Origin of the sequence: Massilia sp. CFBP 13721 (genome assembly GCF_014842025.1) — a bacterium.
Classification (GTDB): Bacteria; Pseudomonadota; Gammaproteobacteria; order Burkholderiales; family Burkholderiaceae_D; genus Telluria.
This window is the reverse complement of the sequence record NZ_JACYUY010000007.1, coordinates 36,212-54,086: the sequence shown is the minus strand read 5'-3', so window position 1 is coordinate 54,086 and position 17,875 is coordinate 36,212. Positions and strand designations below refer to the sequence as shown.

15 protein-coding genes are annotated in these 17,875 nt (G+C 62.3%); 2 read left to right on the top strand and 13 right to left on the bottom strand.

The annotated features are described in order from the left end of the window. Positions 1-277: 277 nt before the first annotated feature. The 11 genes from motD to rfbB form a co-directional block, all read right to left on the bottom strand. Positions 278-1,018 (bottom strand): flagellar motor protein MotD, encoded by a 741-nt coding sequence (gene motD, locus IFT60_RS08700; protein WP_192051564.1) that lies wholly within the window; start codon positions 1,016-1,018, stop codon positions 278-280. Position 1,019: 1 nt separating this feature from the next. Beyond that, positions 1,020-1,763: a flagellar motor protein gene (locus IFT60_RS08695; RefSeq protein ID WP_192051563.1), complete on the bottom strand. Its 744-nt coding sequence runs from the start codon at positions 1,761-1,763 to the stop codon at positions 1,020-1,022. Continuing rightward, entirely contained in the window at positions 1,745-2,473 is a 729-nt protein-coding gene (locus IFT60_RS08690; protein ID WP_192051562.1) for an RNA polymerase sigma factor FliA, read from the bottom strand. The genes IFT60_RS08695 and IFT60_RS08690 overlap by 19 nt, the downstream gene beginning before the upstream one ends. A 15-nt stretch (positions 2,474-2,488) precedes the next feature. Further along, positions 2,489-3,310 carry a MinD/ParA family ATP-binding protein gene (locus IFT60_RS08685; protein ID WP_192051561.1) on the bottom strand — a complete coding sequence of 274 codons (822 nt, stop codon included), beginning with the start codon at positions 3,308-3,310 and terminating at the stop codon, positions 2,489-2,491. Further along, complete coding sequence (gene flhF, locus IFT60_RS08680) at positions 3,303-4,763, bottom strand: flagellar biosynthesis GTPase FlhF (protein WP_192051560.1); 1,461 nt, start codon at positions 4,761-4,763, stop codon at positions 3,303-3,305. Before flhF ends, IFT60_RS08685 begins: the two co-directional genes overlap by 8 nt. A gap of 305 nt (positions 4,764-5,068) precedes the next feature. Next, positions 5,069-7,177, bottom strand: a complete 2,109-nt coding sequence (gene flhA, locus IFT60_RS08675) for a flagellar biosynthesis protein FlhA (RefSeq protein ID WP_192051559.1) — start codon at positions 7,175-7,177, stop codon at positions 5,069-5,071. 12 nt (positions 7,178-7,189) lie between these two features. Continuing rightward, positions 7,190-8,365: a flagellar biosynthesis protein FlhB gene (gene flhB / locus IFT60_RS08670; protein WP_192051558.1), complete on the bottom strand. Its 1,176-nt coding sequence runs from the start codon at positions 8,363-8,365 to the stop codon at positions 7,190-7,192. Positions 8,366-8,504: 139 nt separating this feature from the next. Then, the gene (rfbC, locus tag IFT60_RS08665) at positions 8,505-9,068 is read right to left on the bottom strand and encodes a dTDP-4-dehydrorhamnose 3,5-epimerase (protein ID WP_192051557.1); all 564 of its coding nucleotides are present in this window, start codon (positions 9,066-9,068) and stop codon (positions 8,505-8,507) included. After that, positions 9,068-9,949 carry a glucose-1-phosphate thymidylyltransferase RfbA gene (gene rfbA, locus IFT60_RS08660; protein WP_192051556.1) on the bottom strand — a complete coding sequence of 294 codons (882 nt, stop codon included), beginning with the start codon at positions 9,947-9,949 and terminating at the stop codon, positions 9,068-9,070. The genes rfbC and rfbA overlap by 1 nt, the downstream gene beginning before the upstream one ends. Next, on the bottom strand, positions 9,946-10,863 hold the full coding sequence (gene rfbD / locus IFT60_RS08655) for a dTDP-4-dehydrorhamnose reductase (protein WP_192051555.1): 918 nt from the start codon (positions 10,861-10,863) through the stop codon (positions 9,946-9,948). The genes rfbA and rfbD overlap by 4 nt, the downstream gene beginning before the upstream one ends. Beyond that, complete coding sequence (gene rfbB, locus IFT60_RS08650) at positions 10,860-11,921, bottom strand: dTDP-glucose 4,6-dehydratase (RefSeq protein ID WP_192051554.1); 1,062 nt, start codon at positions 11,919-11,921, stop codon at positions 10,860-10,862. Before rfbB ends, rfbD begins: the two co-directional genes overlap by 4 nt. A 432-nt stretch (positions 11,922-12,353) precedes the next feature. Here rfbB and IFT60_RS08645 point away from each other — a divergent pair, with 432 nt between their 5' ends. Beyond that, positions 12,354-12,602 carry a hypothetical protein gene (locus IFT60_RS08645; RefSeq protein ID WP_192051553.1) on the top strand — a complete coding sequence of 83 codons (249 nt, stop codon included), beginning with the start codon at positions 12,354-12,356 and terminating at the stop codon, positions 12,600-12,602. Between the two features lie 264 nt (positions 12,603-12,866). Here IFT60_RS08645 and IFT60_RS08640 read toward each other — a convergent pair whose 3' ends face one another. Then, positions 12,867-14,030 carry an MraY family glycosyltransferase gene (locus tag IFT60_RS08640; RefSeq protein WP_192051552.1) on the bottom strand — a complete coding sequence of 388 codons (1,164 nt, stop codon included), beginning with the start codon at positions 14,028-14,030 and terminating at the stop codon, positions 12,867-12,869. 447 nt (positions 14,031-14,477) lie between these two features. Here IFT60_RS08640 and IFT60_RS08635 point away from each other — a divergent pair, with 447 nt between their 5' ends. After that, entirely contained in the window at positions 14,478-14,753 is a 276-nt protein-coding gene (locus tag IFT60_RS08635; protein ID WP_192051551.1) for a hypothetical protein, read from the top strand. Between the two features lie 108 nt (positions 14,754-14,861). On the opposite strand, the gene IFT60_RS08630 is transcribed toward IFT60_RS08635, so the two are convergent. Beyond that, positions 14,862-17,822 carry a YjbH domain-containing protein gene (locus tag IFT60_RS08630; RefSeq protein ID WP_192051550.1) on the bottom strand — a complete coding sequence of 987 codons (2,961 nt, stop codon included), beginning with the start codon at positions 17,820-17,822 and terminating at the stop codon, positions 14,862-14,864. Between the last annotated feature and the right edge of the window lie 53 nt (positions 17,823-17,875).

The following is a 17,875-nucleotide window of genomic DNA, read 5'->3' as shown; positions in this document are numbered from 1 at the left end:
GCTCCATATGGTTGTGTCGTCCATTGTGCGGGCGGAAGCTGGAAAAACCAAGGTTTGGAGGAATATCCTACGAAAGTTGCGCCCCGTACGGGGTCATTGATGTCAATGGCATCAATGACGGGTTCACCGGACTCCCGAGTCCACGCGTTACGCACGGCTGCTGGTCGAAACGCGGTACGTAGCCTGCACACTTTGCCCCGCGTGGACTCAGGAGCGGTTCGCCGCCCGGTCCACCCTACGTGAAACTTTATTTCACTAGCACGGCCAAGATGAAATTTTATTTCACTGCGTCTGGTGTTGTGGCCAGGATCGTCACCACCACCCGCCGGTTCCGCGCCCTGCCCGCCTCATCGCTGTTCGGCGCTACCGGCTGGTTCGCCGCATGCCCGACCGCCGTCAGGCGCCCCGCCACTATCCCGCTGTCGATGAACAGCCGCACTACGCTGCTGGCGCGCACGGTCGACAATTCCCAGTTCGATGGAAACAAGGGATTGGCGATCGGCAGGTTGTCGGTATGCCCTTCGACCTGGATCGCATACGGCTCGCCGCGCAGCAAGGTGGCGACCGATCCGAGTGTGGCGCGCGCCTCGCCGCCGAGCGCGGCCTGCCCTTCCTCGAACAAGGCTTTCACATTGATCTCGACCGTCACCCCGCGCCCGGTCTGTGTCACGCGCACCTGGCCGTTCTGGACCAGCGGCGCCAGCGAAGCGCTGAGGTCGCGCGCCAAGGTGTTCAGGCGCTCGCGCTCGCGCCGCGCAGCGTCCGCGCGCTTGCGTGCGATCAGGTTCGTCAGGGGAAGTTGCTCGACGGTCGAGCTGGCCTGCGGTGTTTCCGGGCGCCCGCCAAAGGCGTCGCCCAGCGCGTCCGACAGCGTCTTGTACTTGCCGGTGTTGACCACCGAAATCGCGTACATGACGACGAAGAAGGCGAACAGCAGCGTGATGAAATCGGCGTAGGAAATCAGCCAGCGGTCGTGGCTCTCGCGGTCTTCCGCTTCTTCGTAACGCTTGCGCGCCATCTCAGCGTTTTACCAAAAGGCTGGCCACGCGCTCCTCGACCACGCGCGCATGGTTGCCGCTGGCAATGTCGTGGAACACTTCGATCAGGATGTCGTATTGCGCGACCTGGTCGGCCACGATGGTTTTCAGCTTATTCGCGACCGGCAGGAAGAACAGGTTGGCCAGCCCGACCCCGTACACGGTCGAGACAAAGGCCACGGCAATGCCGGAACCCAGGCGCGACGGATCGGACAGGTTTTCCATCACGTGGATCAAGCCCAGCACGGCGCCCAGGATGCCGATCGTCGGCGCGTAGCCGGCGGCCGATTCCCACACACGCGCGGCCTGGCGCTCGGCGAATTCGAAGGCGCTGACTTCCATCTCGAGCAGCCCGCGGATCTTTTCGGGCGCGATGCCGTCCACCACCAGGCGCAAGCCCTTTTGCACGAACAGGTCTTTCGTGCCCATGTACTGCTCCAGCGACAGCAGACCGTCGCGCCGCGCGCTATGGCTCCACAGTGCAATTTCGCGCGACAACGGCTGGCGCCGGTTCTTGGGCGGGAAAAATACCCAGCGCAGCATGCGCATGCCGCGCGTAAACGTGCGCGCTTCGGACTGCAGCAGCACGGCGCCGAAGGTGCCGACCACGACGATGGCGAATGCCGCCGGTTGCACCAGCGACGCAAACCGCCCGCCGTCGAGCGTATGCCCGACCAGCAGACCGGCCAGCGCCAGCGCCAGGCCGATCAGGCTGGCGAAGTCCACAGTTTTTCCTTGAGCGAGGCACGCATGCGCGCCACGGCTTGCGTGTGCAGTTGCGACACGCGCGATTCGGACACGCCGAGCACCGCGCCGATTTCCTTCAGGTTCAGCTCTTCTTCGTAATACAGGCCCATCAGGATTTTCTCGCGCGGCGGCAAGGCGTCGATCGCCGCGATCACGGCCGAGCGGAAGTCGGTGTCGAGCAGCGCGCGCAGCGGGTCGTCCTCGTCCACCGCATAGCGGTCGAGGAAGCTATCGTTGCCGTCTTCATCATGAAAATCTTCGTAATACACCAGCTGGTGGCCGCCGCCTTCGAACAGCATTTCCTGGTACTCGGCCAGCGGCACGTCGAGCGACTTCGCCACCTCGAGCTCGCTAGGCGGACGGCCCAGCTGCTGCTGCAGCTTCGTCATCGCCGTCTCGACCTTCTTCATGGTCGAGCGCGTGCTGCGCGGCATCCAGTCATTGCTGCGCAGCTCGTCGACCATGGCGCCGCGGATACGCAGCACGGCATAGGTCTCGAACTGGGCGCCGTGGTTGTCTTCGTAGCGGTTGATGGCGTCGAGCAGGCCCATCATGCCGGCCTGGATCAGGTCGTCCACCTCGACCGACGGCGGCAGCTTCGCCTTCATCTGGTGGGCGAGGCGCTTCACGAGCGGGGCATGCTCGGTGAGCAGGTGGTTCTTGTCGGCTTTTCCTTTGACGGTATACATGCTTGTTCTTTTTTCTCAGGAACCAAAATGCGCGCCGCCGCGCGTCATGCCGGACAGTGCGAAACGCCCAGCCAGCTGGCGGAAGGCCACCGAGGCCCCGGCCAGCGGAAAGGCATCCACCACCGAACGTCCAAGACGCGCGGCGCGCTGCAGGTATTCGTCCGCCGGCACCGAGCCCATCGAACTCAACGTTACTGCCAGGTAACGGCTTGCTGCCGCCGACATATTATCGTAAACCACTTTCGCCTCTGCCTCGCTTGCGCCGGTGACCAGCACGCCGAACGGACGGCGTCCCAGTGCCTGCGCCAGGCGTTTAATGAGGCCATAGGCGTTGGTGATCGAGGTGGCGCCGGTCGAGACCTGGATCACGATCTCGGAATCGGCCAGCAGCGGCACGGCAAAGCCGCCGTCAGGGTCGACTTCGCCATCGACGATGACGATGCCGCCCTGCTTTTTCACCAGCACATCGAAGGTTTTGGACAGACGGCGCGCTTCGTCGGCGTCAACGGCTTCCTGGCCGTCGCGCGCCAGCAGCGCCACATTAAAACCTTGCGGAGCCAGTTGCACCACCTGGTTCAGCGCGCATTCCTGGCGCGCCACCTGCAGCAGGCTGGCGTGGCGTTCCATCTCCAGGCGGCGGGCAACGCCATAATCGCGGCGGCAGGCGTCGACGATCAGCACCTCGTTGCCGGCCTGCGCCAGCGAGGCGCCCAGGTTGACCAGCATCGCACCCTTGTCGTCGCTCGGCGTGGCGGACAGAAACGTGACGATGCGTGGCTTGGGGCCGGCCAGCATGCGGCGCAGGCCTTCGGCCTGGTCGAAATCGAAACTAGACAAAGCGCACCTCGCGCAGGCTCTCGTCCTTGTGCACGTTGCCGGTGCCGGCCATCATCAGCGGCAGGTCGGCATCGTCGAACGCGTTGGCGGCGTCGCGGCGGCTGCGGAAGGCGCGGTCGACCAGCAGCGCGCGGTCGGCCAGGTGCAGGTCTTCCGGCACGCGCTGGCCGTTCGAGATGTAATGCAGGTTCAGCTTCTGACGGATGATGACGTCGAGCACGTTGCCGATCGAAGCCGCTTCGTCCATCTTGGTCATGATGCAGCCGTGCAAGCCGCTGCCCTGGTAGGCGCGCACGACTTCGGCCAGGGTTTCGTTGGTGGACGTTGCGTTCAGGCACAGCAGGCGTTTGACGTCGGCGCCGGCGCCGGTCAGCATCGCCACCTGTTCGGTGACCATCTGGTCGCGCTGCGACATGCCGATGGTATCGATCAGCACGGTGTGCTTGTTCTTGAGCTCTTTCAGGGCGATGCGCAGGTCGGCCTCGTCCTTGACCGAGTGCACCATCACGCCCAGGATCTTGCCGTAGATGCGCAGCTGTTCGTGGCCGCCGATACGGTAGGCGTCAGTGGTGATCAGCGCCAGCTTTTCCGGGCCGTGGCGCATCACGCAGCGCGCGGCCAGCTTGGCGGTGGTCGTGGTCTTGCCGACGCCGGTCGGGCCGACCAGGGCGAACACGCCGCCCTTGTCGAGCAGCGTGTCTTCATCGGCCATGGTGGTCAGGTTGCGCGCGAGCACGGTCTTGATCCAGCGCATCGCCTCGGCGGCATCCTTGTTGGCCGGCATCTTGTCGATCAGGTAGCGCGACAGCGAGGCCGAGAAACCAGCGGCCAGCATTTCGCGCAGCACGACCGCCTTTTGCGGCTCGCGCGCTTGCGTGCCGCCCCAGGACAGTTCGGCCAGTTGCGATTCCATCATGCCGCGCATGGCGCGCAGCTCGCCCATCATGCCGCTCATCTCTTGCACGGCCGATTCCTTGGCCTGGGCGATGGCGGCCGACATCATCGCGGTCATGGCGGCCATATCGAAGGCCGGCTCCGGCTGCGGCGCGCGGCGGTTGGCGTAGCTGTGTTCAGGGGCGAATTCCGGCTCGGCTTGCGGCGCGCGGCGGCTGGCGAACATCGGCTCGGGGGTGTATTCGGGTTCCGACTGCGGTGCGCGGCGGCTGGCGTAGATTTGTTCCGGCGTGGCGGCGGGCGCGGCGGCGCGGCGGTTCACGAAGGCCGGGGCTTCCGGCTCGAAGGCATTCAGGTCCAGGCGCGGCTGCGGCTGGGCCATGGCGGAATCCGGCGCAGGGGCGGCCAGGGAAGCGACGTCGTCGTTGTCGAGCGCCAGGATTTCGACGACGCCGTCGACAGGACGGTTCGAGAGGATGACGGCATCCGGCCCGAGCGCATCGCGCACCTTGCGCAAGGCTTCCCGGGATGTTGCCGCTGTAAATTTCTTCACATTCATCTTATTCTCCGCACTGCTCTATTCGATGGTGGCCGGCACGCACGAGGCCGGTCTATGGAATAGATTATTGACGATGCCGTGGAGCAAGCATCGGCGGAAAAGGATGGGGAAAATGGGTTAATTCGATTTAGATGGGGTTACGCACACATCGGCAGGCGATGTTTATCCGTTATCGGCGCATGGATACGCATGTAACGCGTGGGCACAGGTGCCCACCCTACGGTGCACCACCGTCCGTAGCAAGTTCATGGAACAGTCGTGCACCGTAGGGTGGGCTCCCCGAGCCCACTCGTTACATGCAGCGATTAACCCGCGCCAACGAGACTGGTCACGCGAATCGTCTTGGTCTCCGGAATCTCCGAATGCGACAACACCTTCAGGTTCGGCAACGCCCGGCGCAGGAAACGCGACAGCAGCACGCGCAGCGGCCCCGGCACCAGCAGCACCGGCGTGTGCCCCATCGCTTCCTGCTGCTGCGCCGCATTGTGCGCCTGCTGGGCGATGGTGTCGGCCAGGCCCGGTTCGATGCCGGTGCCGTCGCCGCCGGCGCCCAGCGCCTGCATCAGCAGCCGCTCGAGGCGGTTGTCGAGGGTCATCACCGACAACTCGTTGGTACCCGGGAACAGCTGCTGCACGATCGCGCGACCCAGCGCCACCCGTACCACCGCCGTCAGGTCGCCCGGATCCTGCGTGCCGTTCGAGTGCTCGGACAGGGTCTCGATGATGGTGCGCATGTCGCGGATGTGCACGCCTTCGATCAAGAGGTTCTGCAACACCTTCTGCAGCGTCGACAGCGAGACGACTTTCGGCACCAGGTCTTCGACCAGCTTCGGCGTGTCCTTGCCCAAGTGGTCCAGCAGCGCTTGCACTTCCATGCGGCCCAGCAATTCCGACGCATGCGTCGTGATCAGGTGGTTCAGGTGCGTCGCCACCACGGTGCCGGCGTCGACCACCGTATAGCCCAGGTTCTGCGCTTCGTCGCGCATGCTGCCTTCGATCCACACGGCCGGCAAGCCAAAGGCCGGATCGGTGGTCGCCTGGCCCGGCAGCGTGCCGCTCGCCATGCCCGGATTGATCGCCAGGAACTGGCCGTTGATCGCCTCGCCGGTGCCGACTTCCACGCCTTTCAGCGTGATGCGGTAAGCCGACGGTTTCAGTTCCAGGTTGTCGCGGATGTGCACCGGCGGCGCCAGGAAGCCGACTTCCTGGGCGAATTTCTTGCGGATGCCCTTGATGCGCTTGAGCAGTTCGCCGCCCTGGGTCTTGTCGACCAGCGGAATCAGGCGGTAGCCGACTTCCAGGCCAAGGGTGTCGACCGGCATGATGTCCTGCCAGGTCGCCTCTTCCGCCTCGCTTGATGCCGTTTGCTGCGCACCGGCTGCCGCGTCGCTGGCCGCCGCTTCCGCTTCGCGCTGCGGTGCATTTTTCGCACGCTTGGCCAGCAGGTAGCCGCTGCCGCCGAGCACGCCGCCCAGCAGCAGGAACACCAGGTTCGGCATGCCCGGGATCAGGCCCATGCCGGCGATGATGCCGCCAGTGATGTACAGCACTTCGGGTTTGGCGAACAGCTGGCCGATCATCTGGCCGCCGATGTCTTGCTCGTTGGCCACGCGCGAGACGACCATACCGGCCGCGATCGAGATGATCAACGATGGAATCTGCGCGACCAGGCCGTCACCGATGGCCAGCAGCGTATAGGTTTCGGCTGCCTTGCCAACCGCCATGTCGTGCTGCACCACGCCGACGATCAGGCCGCCGATGACGTTGATCAGCGTGACCATGATGCCGGCCACGGCGTCGCCCTTGACGTATTTCGAGGCACCGTCCATGGCGCCATAGAATTCGGCTTCCTGCGACACCTCGGTACGGCGCTTGCGCGCTTCCGGCTCGCTGATCATGCCGGCATTCAGGTCGGCGTCGATCGCCATCTGCTTACCCGGCATCGCGTCCAGCGCGAAACGGGCGCCGACTTCGGCGATACGGCCCGCGCCTTTCGTGACGACGGTGAAGTTGATGATGGTGAGGATGACGAACACGACAATACCAACCGTGTAGTTACCGCCGATCAGGAAGTGGCCGAAGGCTTCGATGACCTTGCCGGCCGCCGCGCCGCCGGTGTGGCCTTCCGTCAACACAATGCGAGTAGAAGCCACATTGAGCGCCAGACGCAACATCGTGGACACCAGCAGGATCGCCGGGAAAGCCATGAAGTCGAGCGGCCTGACCGTATACAGCGCGGTCAGCAGCACGATCACCGACAGCGCGATATTGAAGCTGAAGAACAGGTCGAGGATGAAGGCCGGCAGCGGCAGGATCATCATCGCCAGCAGCAGGATGATCAGGATCGGCGCCGCCAGAGAGTTACCCTTGGCGCCAATCGCTCCCATCCAGCCTGGCAGTCTCAAACTATTCATTCAACGGCTCCGTTATTCGTTATTCGGTTTTGCAGCAGGCTTCACTTGCGATGCCGGGTTCAGCGGGTCCATCTCCGGCGGCACCTGCAGCCTGGTCGGACGATCCGGATAATGGCCACCGGCCTTGCTGTAATTGCGCAGCTGGAAGACATACGCCAGCACTTCGGCCACCGCCGAGTACAGCTTTTCGGGGATTTCGTCGTCGATCTCGGTGTGCTTCCAGAGGGCACGGGCCAGGGCCGGCGCTTCCAGCAATGCCACCTTGTTTTCGCGCGCCAGCTCACGGATCTTGGCCGCCACTTCGTCGGCGCCCTTGGCAACCACGCGCGGCGCGCCGCCCTGCCCGTCCGTGTACTTCAGCGCCACCGCATAGTGGGTCGGGTTGGTGACCACGACGTCTGCAGTAGGGACATTTTGCATCATGCGGTTGCGCGCCATTTGCCGCTGCATCTGGCGAATCTTCCCTTTAATCTGAGGATTGCCGTCCGATTCCTTCGATTCCTGGATCATTTCCTGGCGCGTCATCTTCAGTTTGTTGTTGTAATGCCAAAGCTGGTACGGCGCGTCGATCAGGGCCACCACGCCGAGCGAACCGACGATGAAGAGAAAGGCATGCGCCATCAGGTCGGCCACGTGGCCGGTGCCCGCGCCCAGCGGCTCGACGGCCAGCCCGAGCACGGCTTCCTTCTGGCTCATGACCACGACCCAGGCGACCGCGCCGACCAGCACCGTCTTGGCAATCGCTTTCAGGAGCTCGATCAGGGCGTTTACGGAAAACATGTTGCCGATCCCGCTGATCGGGTTCAGCTTGCCGAAATTCGGCATGAAGGCCTTGGAACTGAAATTGAAGCCGCCGATGGCCAGCGGCGCGGCCAGCGCGACCAGCATGATGGCAAAGGCCAGCGGCAGGCAGGCCAGCATCACGCCGCCGACGTCGGCGGCGATGCGTTCGATCAGGACGTTCGGATTGTAGATTTGTGCGCGATCCAGCGTCAGGCCGGAGGCGAGCGCGTCCGACAGGCGGCCGGCCAGGCTGCCGCCGGTGATCCAGAGGCCGGCGCCGGCGGTCATCAGGACGGCAAAGGTGGCGAGCTCGCGCGAGCGGGGAATGTCGCCGTCTTCGCGCGCCTTTTGTAGTCTTCTGGGGCTTGCGTCTTCTGTCTTTTCCGCGTCGCTGTCTTCCGCCATGCCAATGCTCCCTCCGTGAGAGCTGACATTATCGACGGAGTTGCCGTAGAGCTATAACGCGAACAGGGAGGGAAAGCGCCGTCAGTTCGGCGCGTGGGCAGGCATGAACGACGCCGCCGGCGCCGTCCGGTTCATACCATCAAGCCAGGAACCTGGCCTCATCGAACACCTCGGCAGACGCGAACGGCGTGCCCTGGGCATCCTTTGCCGACACCGATGGTGTGCCGGTGATGGGCCAGGCGATCGCCAGCTGGGGATCGTTCCAGGCGAGGCAGCGCTCGTGCTCAGGCGCATAGTAGTCGGTCGTCTTGTAGACGAATTCGGCCGACTCGGAAAGCACGACGAAACCATGGGCGAAACCTTCAGGGACCCAAAGTTGTTTCTTGTTCTCGGCGCTGAGGATTTCGCCGACCCACTGTCCAAAGGTAGGCGAGCCGCGGCGAATGTCGACGGCGACGTCGAACACGCTGCCGGCGATCACGCGCACCAGCTTGCCCTGCGCTTGCTTGAGCTGGTAGTGCAGGCCGCGCAGGACCCCCATGGACGACTTCGAATGGTTGTCCTGGACGAATTCGACACGGCGGCCGACCGCTTCCTCGAAGCGGCGGCCATTGAAACTCTCGAAGAAAAAACCGCGCTCGTCGCCGAACACACGGGGTTCAAACAGGACAACGTCGGGAATGGCAAGGCGAATTGCGTTCATCAAAAAACAGTTTCATTAAGGATATGGAACAAATACTGGCCGTAGCCGTTTTTCTTCATCGGCGCGGCCAGTATTTCGAGTTCGCCGCGGCTGATCCACCCCTTGCGGAAGGCGATCTCTTCTGGACAGGCAACCTTCAAGCCCTGGCGCTTCTCGATCGTCGCAATGAACTGGCTGGCGTCGAGCAGGGACTCGTGGGTGCCCGTATCAAGCCAGGCATAACCGCGGCCCATGATTTCGACGTGCAGCCGGCCCCGTTCCATGTACATCCGGTTCAGGTCGGTGATTTCGAGTTCGCCCCGCGGGGAAGGTTTGAGCATGCGCGCAAACTCGACCACGTCGTGATCGTAGAAGTACAGGCCGGTCACGGCGTAGCTCGAACGCGGCACGGCAGGCTTTTCTTCCAGGCTGACCGCCTTGCCGCCGGCATCGAATTCGACGACACCGTAGCGCTCCGGATCGTGCACGTGGTATGCGAAGACGCTGGCGCAATCGGAACGCGCATCGGCGCGGCCAAGCAGGTCATTGAAGTCGTGGCCGTAGAAGAGGTTATCGCCCAGCACCATCGCACATGGGCTGCCGTCGAGGAACCGTTCGCCGATGATGAATGCCTGCGCCAGCCCGTCCGGCGATTCCTGCACGGCGTAGGACAGTTTCAGGCCCCAGCGGGCGCCGTCGCCCAGCAACTGCTCGAAGCGCGGCGTGTCCTGTGGCGTCGAGATGATCAAAATCTCGCGGATCCCGGCCAGCATGAGCGTGGTGAGCGGGTAATAAATCATCGGCTTGTCGAACACCGGCAGCAGCTGCTTGGATATCGCCAGGGTTGCCGGATAAAGCCGGGTGCCGGAGCCGCCGGCGAGGATGATGCCTTTACGATTCATAGGGGTCCTTGTCCTGCCAGTTCGGCAATAAGTCGGTTAACGTGGTGGCGCCAGTCCGGCATTTGCAAGCCGAACGTGGTTTCGAACAAACGCGTGTCCATGCGTGAATTACGTGGACGTGCCGCCGGGGTCGGATAGGCCTCGGTGGCGATCGGCAGCACCTCCTGCGGGCCGGCCCTGAGCTGGGCGCCCTGCACGAGCGCCTCGGCCAGCACATGCTGTGCATAGCTATGCCAGGTGGTCGTCCCGGCCGCTGCGAGGTGATAGGTGCCGGATAGCGGATTGCCCCCGGCGCCCGCCGCCAGGCCAGTGTCGCGCAGGCGGTGCAGCGCAAGCGCGGTGGCATCGGCGATCAGTTCGGCGCCGGTGGGCGCGCCGTGCTGGTCGGCGATGACGTTCAGGCACTCGCGCTCCTTTGCCAGCCGGAGCATGGTTTTTGCAAAATTGCCGCCGCGGGAAGCGAACACCCAGCTGGTACGCAAGATCAAATGGCGCGCGCCGGTGGCACGAATTCGCTCTTCCCCTTCGCACTTGGTGCGGCCGTACACGGACAGCGGGTTGGTCGCGTCGCCTTCGACATACGCGCCTTCTTTCGTGCCGTCGAACACATAGTCGGTCGAATAATGCACGAGCCAGGCGCCGCGGGCCGCAGCTTCCTCGGCCAGCACGCCAGGGGCCAGCGCATTGACATTGTGCGCGGTCGCCGCATCGCTCTCGGCCTTGTCGACAGCCGTATAGGCGGCGGCATTGACGATCACGTCCGGACCGAAGGCGGCGATCGGCGCGCGCAGCGTCTCGGGACGCGCAAAGTCGGCATCGAGGCGGCCGAGTGCGCGCAACTCGCCCAGCGGCGCCAACGCACGTTGCAGCTCCCAACCGACCTGGCCGTCTTTTCCAAGCAAGAGGATCTTCATGCCCGGTACTGCTTGTCGGTCCATTCGCGATAGGCGCCGCTGGTGACGTTCTCCACCCACGCCGCGTTTGCCAGATACCATTCCACAGTCTTGCGGATCCCGGTGTCGAACGTTTCAAGCGGACGCCAGCCGAGCTCGCGCTCGAGTTTGCCCGCATCGATCGCATAGCGGCGGTCGTGGCCCGGACGGTCCTTCACGAACGTCATCTGCGTGGCATACGACTGGCCGTCGCCGCGTGGCCGCAACTCGTCGAGCAGCGCACACAGCGTCCGCACGACGTCGATGTTTGCCTTCTCATTCCAGCCGCCGACATTGTAGGTCTCGCCCACCTTCCCTGCCGCGAGCACGCGGCGAATCGCGCTGCAATGATCGAGCACGTAGAGCCAGTCGCGGATCTGCTGGCCGTCGCCGTAGATCGGCAGTGCCTTGCCAGCCAGCGCGTTGTGGATTACCAGCGGAATCAGTTTTTCCGGGAAGTGATACGGGCCATAGTTGTTCGAACAATTCGTCGTCAGGACCGGCAAGCCGTAGGTATGGTGCCAGGCGCGCACCAGATGGTCCGATGCGGCCTTGCTGGCCGAGTAGGGGCTGTTCGGCTCGAACGGATGGGTCTCGCTGAAGGCTGGCGCGCCAATGTCGAGCGAGCCATAGACTTCATCGGTCGACACGTGCAGGAAGCGGAAGGCTGCACGCTCCTCGCCGTCCAGGCCGCTCCAGTAGCCGCGTACCGCTTCGAGCAGGTTGAAGGTGCCGACGACGTTGGTCTGGATGAAAGCGCCGGGACCATCGATCGAACGGTCGACATGGCTCTCGGCGGCGAAGTTCAGCACCGCGCGCGGACGGTGTTCGTCCAGCAGGCGCGCCACCAGCGCGCTGTCGCCGATATCGCCGTGCACGAAGAAGTGGCGTGCGTCGCCTGCCAGGCTGTCCAGATTGCGCAGGTTGCCTGCATAGGTGAGCTTGTCGAGGTTGATCACCGTCTCGTCGCCGTGCGCGAGCCAGTCGAGGACGAAATTTGCCCCGATGAAGCCGGCACCGCCGGTCACTAAAATGGTCATGCTTGTGGATTCTCCGTCTTTCTACCTAGTTTGAAATTGCCGGCAGCGTTGTGTGAAGCAGCAAGTTTACTGCATTTGCGCTCACGGCTCGTCGTAATTTCGTTTGGCTGACTTGCACCCTGTCGCCATCCTGTTGCACGTACCAGTCTGGAGATGCAAGGCGCTTCTATCTCTTTTGCGTGAAAGTCGCATGCGTTCTTAGGACCTCTGTTCAAAAAATACGATGAATTACGCCCTAAAGATTAAATAGATGTGCGCGCACGCTTGAATTTTTAACAAAAATGCATTGAAACTGTTGTATCTTTGGGAGTAACAAATGATACACAGTTATTGATCTATCGCAAATTCTATAAGAATGTAACGATCTCCGTGCCGGCCGTGCTAGACTCTAATTGAACAAGAATCGACTTTTGGCGCCCTACCTGAGAGGTAATGATGAAATTAAGAATGCCAAAACGCCCGCTGGCGGATTCTTCTCCAGCCGTTGTCATCCTTTCGCATTACTGCGAACGAATCGATCGCGCTGTTCCCCATCTGAGAACGCTTTTCCTGACTGCCGGCGTTCTCGCCGCTGCGCTGCAAGCAGGCATGGTCGCCGACTATTTGTTCGGCGCTGGCCTGCTGCTGCACTGGGCCATCTGGTTCCAGCGCTGGTGGACCAATGCCGAGTGGCGACGCTGATTCACAACATTCGCTTCAATTCGTTCTCAGACGACCCTGTCGTCGTCCCTGCCTTTCTCCTCGCCAAATGGCGTGCGTCACACGCACTGCCGCCCCGGCGGTACTCCCTGATCTATCGATAAACGAACGTTACCGATGCCGCGCTGCGGCATTGTTGACAGGATTGATAGGGGACTCATGGCACGCCACCGCTTGGCGTTTATCCGGATTGACTGGAGGCTTACAGCAAAACGCCGCCTGTAGCGGCGGCGTTCAGAGGACTAATCAGCTAACGGTACTCACGTCGTCGGCTTCGACGGTATCCATGAGTACCGGCCGGCGAGTGCGGACGCTCCAGCGCCCGCGCACCACGCGCCCATATGCCGCCACGTACAGCGCCAATTGCATTGCGACCAGCAGGATCGCGCTCGATACCGAATGTCCCAGGAACACACTGCCGGCGATGCAAAGCGCGACCACCGGGCTGATGAACCAGATGACGCCGGCATTGCGCTTCCACGAACGGACTGGATCGCGACGCACGTGCTTGAACACAACGCGACGGAACACGAGCGTATGCAGGTGCAAAGCATCCGGCGCGCCAGGGCTGACATTCTGGATGAAACGGCGGCGGTAAATACTGAAAAGCACTTCAATAATCGGATAAGCGCACACACCAAGCACTTGCCAGGCATTGATTTCGGCATGGCGTACGAGCAGCAGCACCGCCATTTCGGCGACCCAAAAACCCAGGAAATAAGCACCGCCGTCACCCAGGAACAATTTGCCGGCCGGGTAATTCAACAGGAAAAAGCCGCAAGCCGCACCCCCGCTCAGGGCGGCCAGGGTCATGACGAAAGCGTCGTCGTATTGCCAGGCAATCGCGCCCAGGCCGGCCGACATCAGGATAATCGTGCTGCTCGACAGGCCATTGAAACCGTCGATGATATTCACGGCATTCGCTGCCCCGGCGACAATCACGGCGGTCACCACGATGGCGACCGGTGCAAATACCAGCAGGCTGTCGATGCCCCAGATATTCAGGTCGCTCAAGGTCGCACCGAGCAAGCCGCTGGCCAGCAGCGAACTGGCGACCGTGGCGGCCAGGCGCACACGCACCGATACCCGCTTGGTGAAATCTTCGATAACGCCGGCAATGAACGCAGGCAAGCTGGCGGCAAGCAGCAACAGAATCAGGTTGATCTGCGATTCCTCGATCTGGCCCGGGAACAGCATCCGGAATGCCCACACGCCGAACATCAAGCCTGCAACGACACCAATTCCGCCAATACGAGGGACGGCAACCGTATGCATCTTCTGCACACCACCGAGGTCATGATCATGGGACAGCTTCCCGTGCCAGCGTTGGGAAGCGATGATTGCGGCATTTGCTGCGAAGCTCGCGCCTGCTGTGAGCAGGCCAATCTGTAAGACTTTCTCAAGAAGCATTCTTTTTTACATCCTTATGTTCCGTACTGCCATCACGTGCCGCTTGTGCAGGCAGAGAAAATTTGGGCAAAAAAACGGCGCGCCGCGCCTGAAAATAAATGCCCTTGCTGTGCCCACCCTCTGCTGCCGAATCGGGTTGAGCCTCATCAAAATGTGTGCAGAGCCAAGTTGAGACAATGCAAGATTATACTAGAGTAGCAGACTCGTCCGCCACGATTCGTACCGTGCTGTCCTTTGTTTGTCTTTTTTTGTCATCGCCGCATCCTGCGTACTACTCTGAACAGATTCTATTCCGGTTAAACTCGCTAGCACTTTCTTTGGTCAAGAACAAGAAACTAAAACAACACTTTATGGTTTTTTTGAGGCTCAGCAACTTTCATTGATATAATCATGAAGCAGTTTTTGCATCTGACCGATGTTTTGTTAATCGTAGATAAGGAAATCCCTATGAAGAAGTTTCTCGCCCTGAGCGCCGCCCTGACCCTGGTTTCGGCCCAAGCTTTCGCACAAACCACCACCCCGGCTGCCGGCTCGGCTACCACTGCACCAGCCGCTGCTGCCCCAGCAGCTACCGGTCCTATGGCTGGTCTGTCGGCCGCTACCGGCCTGTCGACCGCAGCGCTGGTCGCTGTTGGCGTCGGCGTTGCAGCAATCGCTGTCGTCGTTGCTGACGACAACGATTCGAGCACCAGCCACTCGACCACGACCCACCACGGTCGTTAATTTCACGGGCGTCAAGCCCGCGAAATGATGAGTAAAAAAGACTGGCCGCGCAAGCGGCCAGTCTTTTTTACGTTGACACGTCAGTTTTCAAGCGGCTGCTTGCTGTGCTCAATACGTCGTGCTCCAGCTGACGCTGAGGGATTTCGAGCCCGGCACCACGGCAAACTGCGAGCGCGAATCATCGCGTTGCGCTTGCCACAGCCAGCTGCCGATCGCATACCCTACCATGCCCCCTGCCACCACGTCGGACACCCAATGCTCGCGCTCGGCAACCCGTCCCATTGAACCGACGGCCGCCAGCCCATACAGCCATGGCGCATCGTATTCCTGCGCAAACGGCGTCACTGCGGCAAAGGCCACCGCCGCGTGATTGGAGGGAAAGGACGCATCCGACCGATTTGCGGTGCGGTGCCAGGTGCCCAATTCCTCGCTTGGCCGCGCGCGTTGCACGATGCGTTTGGTGAGCATCGACAAGCCACCCGAAGCGGCAATCGACTGCAGCGAAATGATGCCGATGTTTTGCATGCGCGCATCGCCAAAGGCAACGGCCGCACCCGCGGCACCGGCCAATGCGACCGGCATTGCCTTGCCCACATTGCCCCAGGCGTCGACGACGCGTGAATCCTGATGTTTCGCGACGAATTTGTCGGCCGGCTTGTCAAGGGCGGCGCCGGCAAGCACCGCGCCGCCGGCCAGCAGCGAGCCCTTGGCCCACTGGGGCAAGGTCGGCGAGTTCGACACCGACTGTTCCAGGCGCCAGCGAAACGCCGGCCACGGGCTTGGCAGCGTGCGCACAGGTGGATTGACGCCCGGGTGGTTCTGCTCGTCCTTGCGTTCCGCGAAATTACCTAACCCGTCCGCGGTGCTCAAGTCGCGGCGCGGGTCTTCCATCAGGTCATACAGGTCGCCGGGACTGGCAACCATCTGGCCGACGTCGCGTGTCCATGGTGCGATGGCGAAGCCGGCGCTGGCCTGCGTATCGCTCAACAGCATGATGTTCAGCGGAACCGAAAGGAAGACGCCCTTGTCGTTGTACGGGTCGGTTGGTGTGCCTGGATTGGTAATGTCCTTGCCGCTGGTCTTGGTGTACCAGGCGCCGATCTCGACGCCAGACGGGAAGCGGCGCTTGAACTCCATGCGCACGCCCTCGTCCCTGGCCAGGAAACGCCCCGCCCTCGCAGTGACGGTCATGTCGTAGGGCAGTTTGTAATGCAGGGCGCCAAGCGCGGTAACCGTGCGGTAGTCGCGCTTGTCGAACAAGCCCTTGAAACCGCGCTGCTCGAGTGCGTCGACACTCAGGTCGACGGCCCAGCGTGAATCCCTCGGCAGATACAGGATCTGTCCGCCGGCGCCGCGGTACATTTCTTCGTACAAGCCGCCGGAGACGCGCGCATACAGGCGCTCGTCGAGCGTCATGTACTTGTTGAGCAATGCGCGGTTGATCTTGAACCGGCTGCCGCGCTTGTACTCGGCGACGTCGGTGCGCACGTGCGGCAGCAGGCTGTTCGATGCCTGGGTCACGCCCGACACGTTTTCGAACAAGTTCAGCTTCAGGGCGCTGTTGAAATACAGGCCTTCGCCGAGGCGCTTGTCGAAGTTCGACACCGCCGCCACCTCGTAGCGCAAGGCGCCGCTCGGGTCGTTGAAGAAGAACGATACGCGCGGCGCGATCCGGAACCGGTTGGACTCGCGGTCTTCCGATCGCAGCTGGATCATTTCGCCATCCTGGTTGACGCGCACGCCAAGGCCGGCGCTTTCGTCGCGCACTGCCGCCAGCAGGCCGCTTTCGTCCTCGCCGACCCGGTCCGCCGGATTGGCATAGCGCACCAGCACGGTTTGCAGGAATGCCTCGCGCTCGACCAGGCCGGTGAAATAATCGGTCAGGCGCTGCAGGTCGAAGAATTCATAGGTCGCAATTGGCTGTTCGAGCCTGGTGTAGGTGACGTGGATCGCCCGCGTGCCTTGCGGCGCAAAGGCCAGCGCGGTACGGGTGGCGCGCCCCACCGCACGGCCCATGTTGGAAATCCGGCTATTTGTCAGGGTCAGCTTCAGCGTACCGCTGTCGAGCTCGACGCGGATGTTCCTGAAGTTTTGCCTGGCCAGCGCCTGTACCAGCTGCGCGCCATGGCCGGCGTTTTTTTGCCACTCGGCGGCGCTGACGCGGTCCGGTGCTTTTTTCGGATCGAAAGGCGCGGGTTCCAGCAACTTTGGCAGGAATTCGCGTTCGGCGAACGGAATGCTGACGTAAGCGTTGGCGCTGAAATGGTCGCGGTGGCGCGCAATTTGCGCGCCGAGCCAGCCCCAGCGATATTCGAGGCCAACGGCCACGCCCTTATCGCGTTGTCCCGCTGCCGTTTCACCGGCACGAAAATCGCGAGGATAATCGTTGGCGTCATACTCCGCAACTGCAGCCCAGCCTGGCATCGAAACAGGCGCCCAACGCACGCCGCCGAAAACGCCGTCCGGCCGTTTGTTGCCATATCCCAAGCTGGCCTCAATGTTTCGTGCCTGGCCAAACGTTTTCGTGGCGACGACATACTGGCCTTTAAACAGCTCGGTTCCCAGCAGGTCGGTCACGCCGACCGCCACCGATGGCATCCAGGTGGACTCCTGGACGAGACGCAGCTTGGCGTCGACCACCTTGTCTTTGTAACGGCCATATTCACTGCCGTACTGGCCTGGTTCGAACGTAAAGCCTGGGATGCCATTGATCGATACGTACCGTCCGGTGATCTGCAGAAAAGGCAGCACCGTGGACGTGACCCAAAAGCTGCCGTATGGGCGATCATGGCCATACCCGACGGAGAGTGTGCTGTCGCGCTCAACGACGGCCGAGGGCATGTTGATATAGCCTGATTGACCGTTGACCGTGGGCGTGGCGCCGAAGGCACTGGCAGCACTGACAACCAACGCGCCGCAGCACGAATATGTGAAGGGGGTCTTAATTAAAGTTAGCACAGCGATTTCTCGGCAGCGGAATGCTGCCTGAACAGGGTGGAGGTTGCGGACGGCGGCGAAAGAAGTCGACCATTCTAACAGCTGAGCCGCACGTATGAATGACGCGCACATCCGCAGCCAAGTAGCCCTGGCTTCCTGAATGGGACGTGCATGATGGTGATAGC

Bases quoted from the DNA above. Each gene is read 5' to 3' on its own strand.
- IFT60_RS08640 (WP_192051552.1), bottom strand. From the start codon at position 14,030: ATGCTTCTTGAGAAAGTCTTACAGATTGGCCTGCTCACAGCAGGCGCG.
- flhB (WP_192051558.1), bottom strand. From the start codon at position 8,365: ATGGCGGAAGACAGCGACGCGGAAAAGACAGAAGACGCAAGCCCCAGA.
- rfbC (WP_192051557.1), bottom strand. From the start codon at position 9,068: ATGAACGCAATTCGCCTTGCCATTCCCGACGTTGTCCTGTTTGAACCC.
- rfbB (WP_192051554.1), bottom strand. From the start codon at position 11,921: ATGACCATTTTAGTGACCGGCGGTGCCGGCTTCATCGGGGCAAATTTC.
- motD (WP_192051564.1), bottom strand. From the start codon at position 1,018: ATGGCGCGCAAGCGTTACGAAGAAGCGGAAGACCGCGAGAGCCACGAC.
- IFT60_RS08630 (WP_192051550.1), bottom strand. From the start codon at position 17,822: ATGTGCGCGTCATTCATACGTGCGGCTCAGCTGTTAGAATGGTCGACT.
- rfbA (WP_192051556.1), bottom strand. From the start codon at position 9,949: ATGAATCGTAAAGGCATCATCCTCGCCGGCGGCTCCGGCACCCGGCTT.
- IFT60_RS08635 (WP_192051551.1), top strand. From the start codon at position 14,478: ATGAAGAAGTTTCTCGCCCTGAGCGCCGCCCTGACCCTGGTTTCGGCC.
- IFT60_RS08645 (WP_192051553.1), top strand. From the start codon at position 12,354: ATGATGAAATTAAGAATGCCAAAACGCCCGCTGGCGGATTCTTCTCCA.
- flhA (WP_192051559.1), bottom strand. From the start codon at position 7,177: ATGAATAGTTTGAGACTGCCAGGCTGGATGGGAGCGATTGGCGCCAAG.
- IFT60_RS08690 (WP_192051562.1), bottom strand. From the start codon at position 2,473: ATGTATACCGTCAAAGGAAAAGCCGACAAGAACCACCTGCTCACCGAG.
- flhF (WP_192051560.1), bottom strand. From the start codon at position 4,763: ATGAATGTGAAGAAATTTACAGCGGCAACATCCCGGGAAGCCTTGCGC.
- rfbD (WP_192051555.1), bottom strand. From the start codon at position 10,863: ATGAAGATCCTCTTGCTTGGAAAAGACGGCCAGGTCGGTTGGGAGCTG.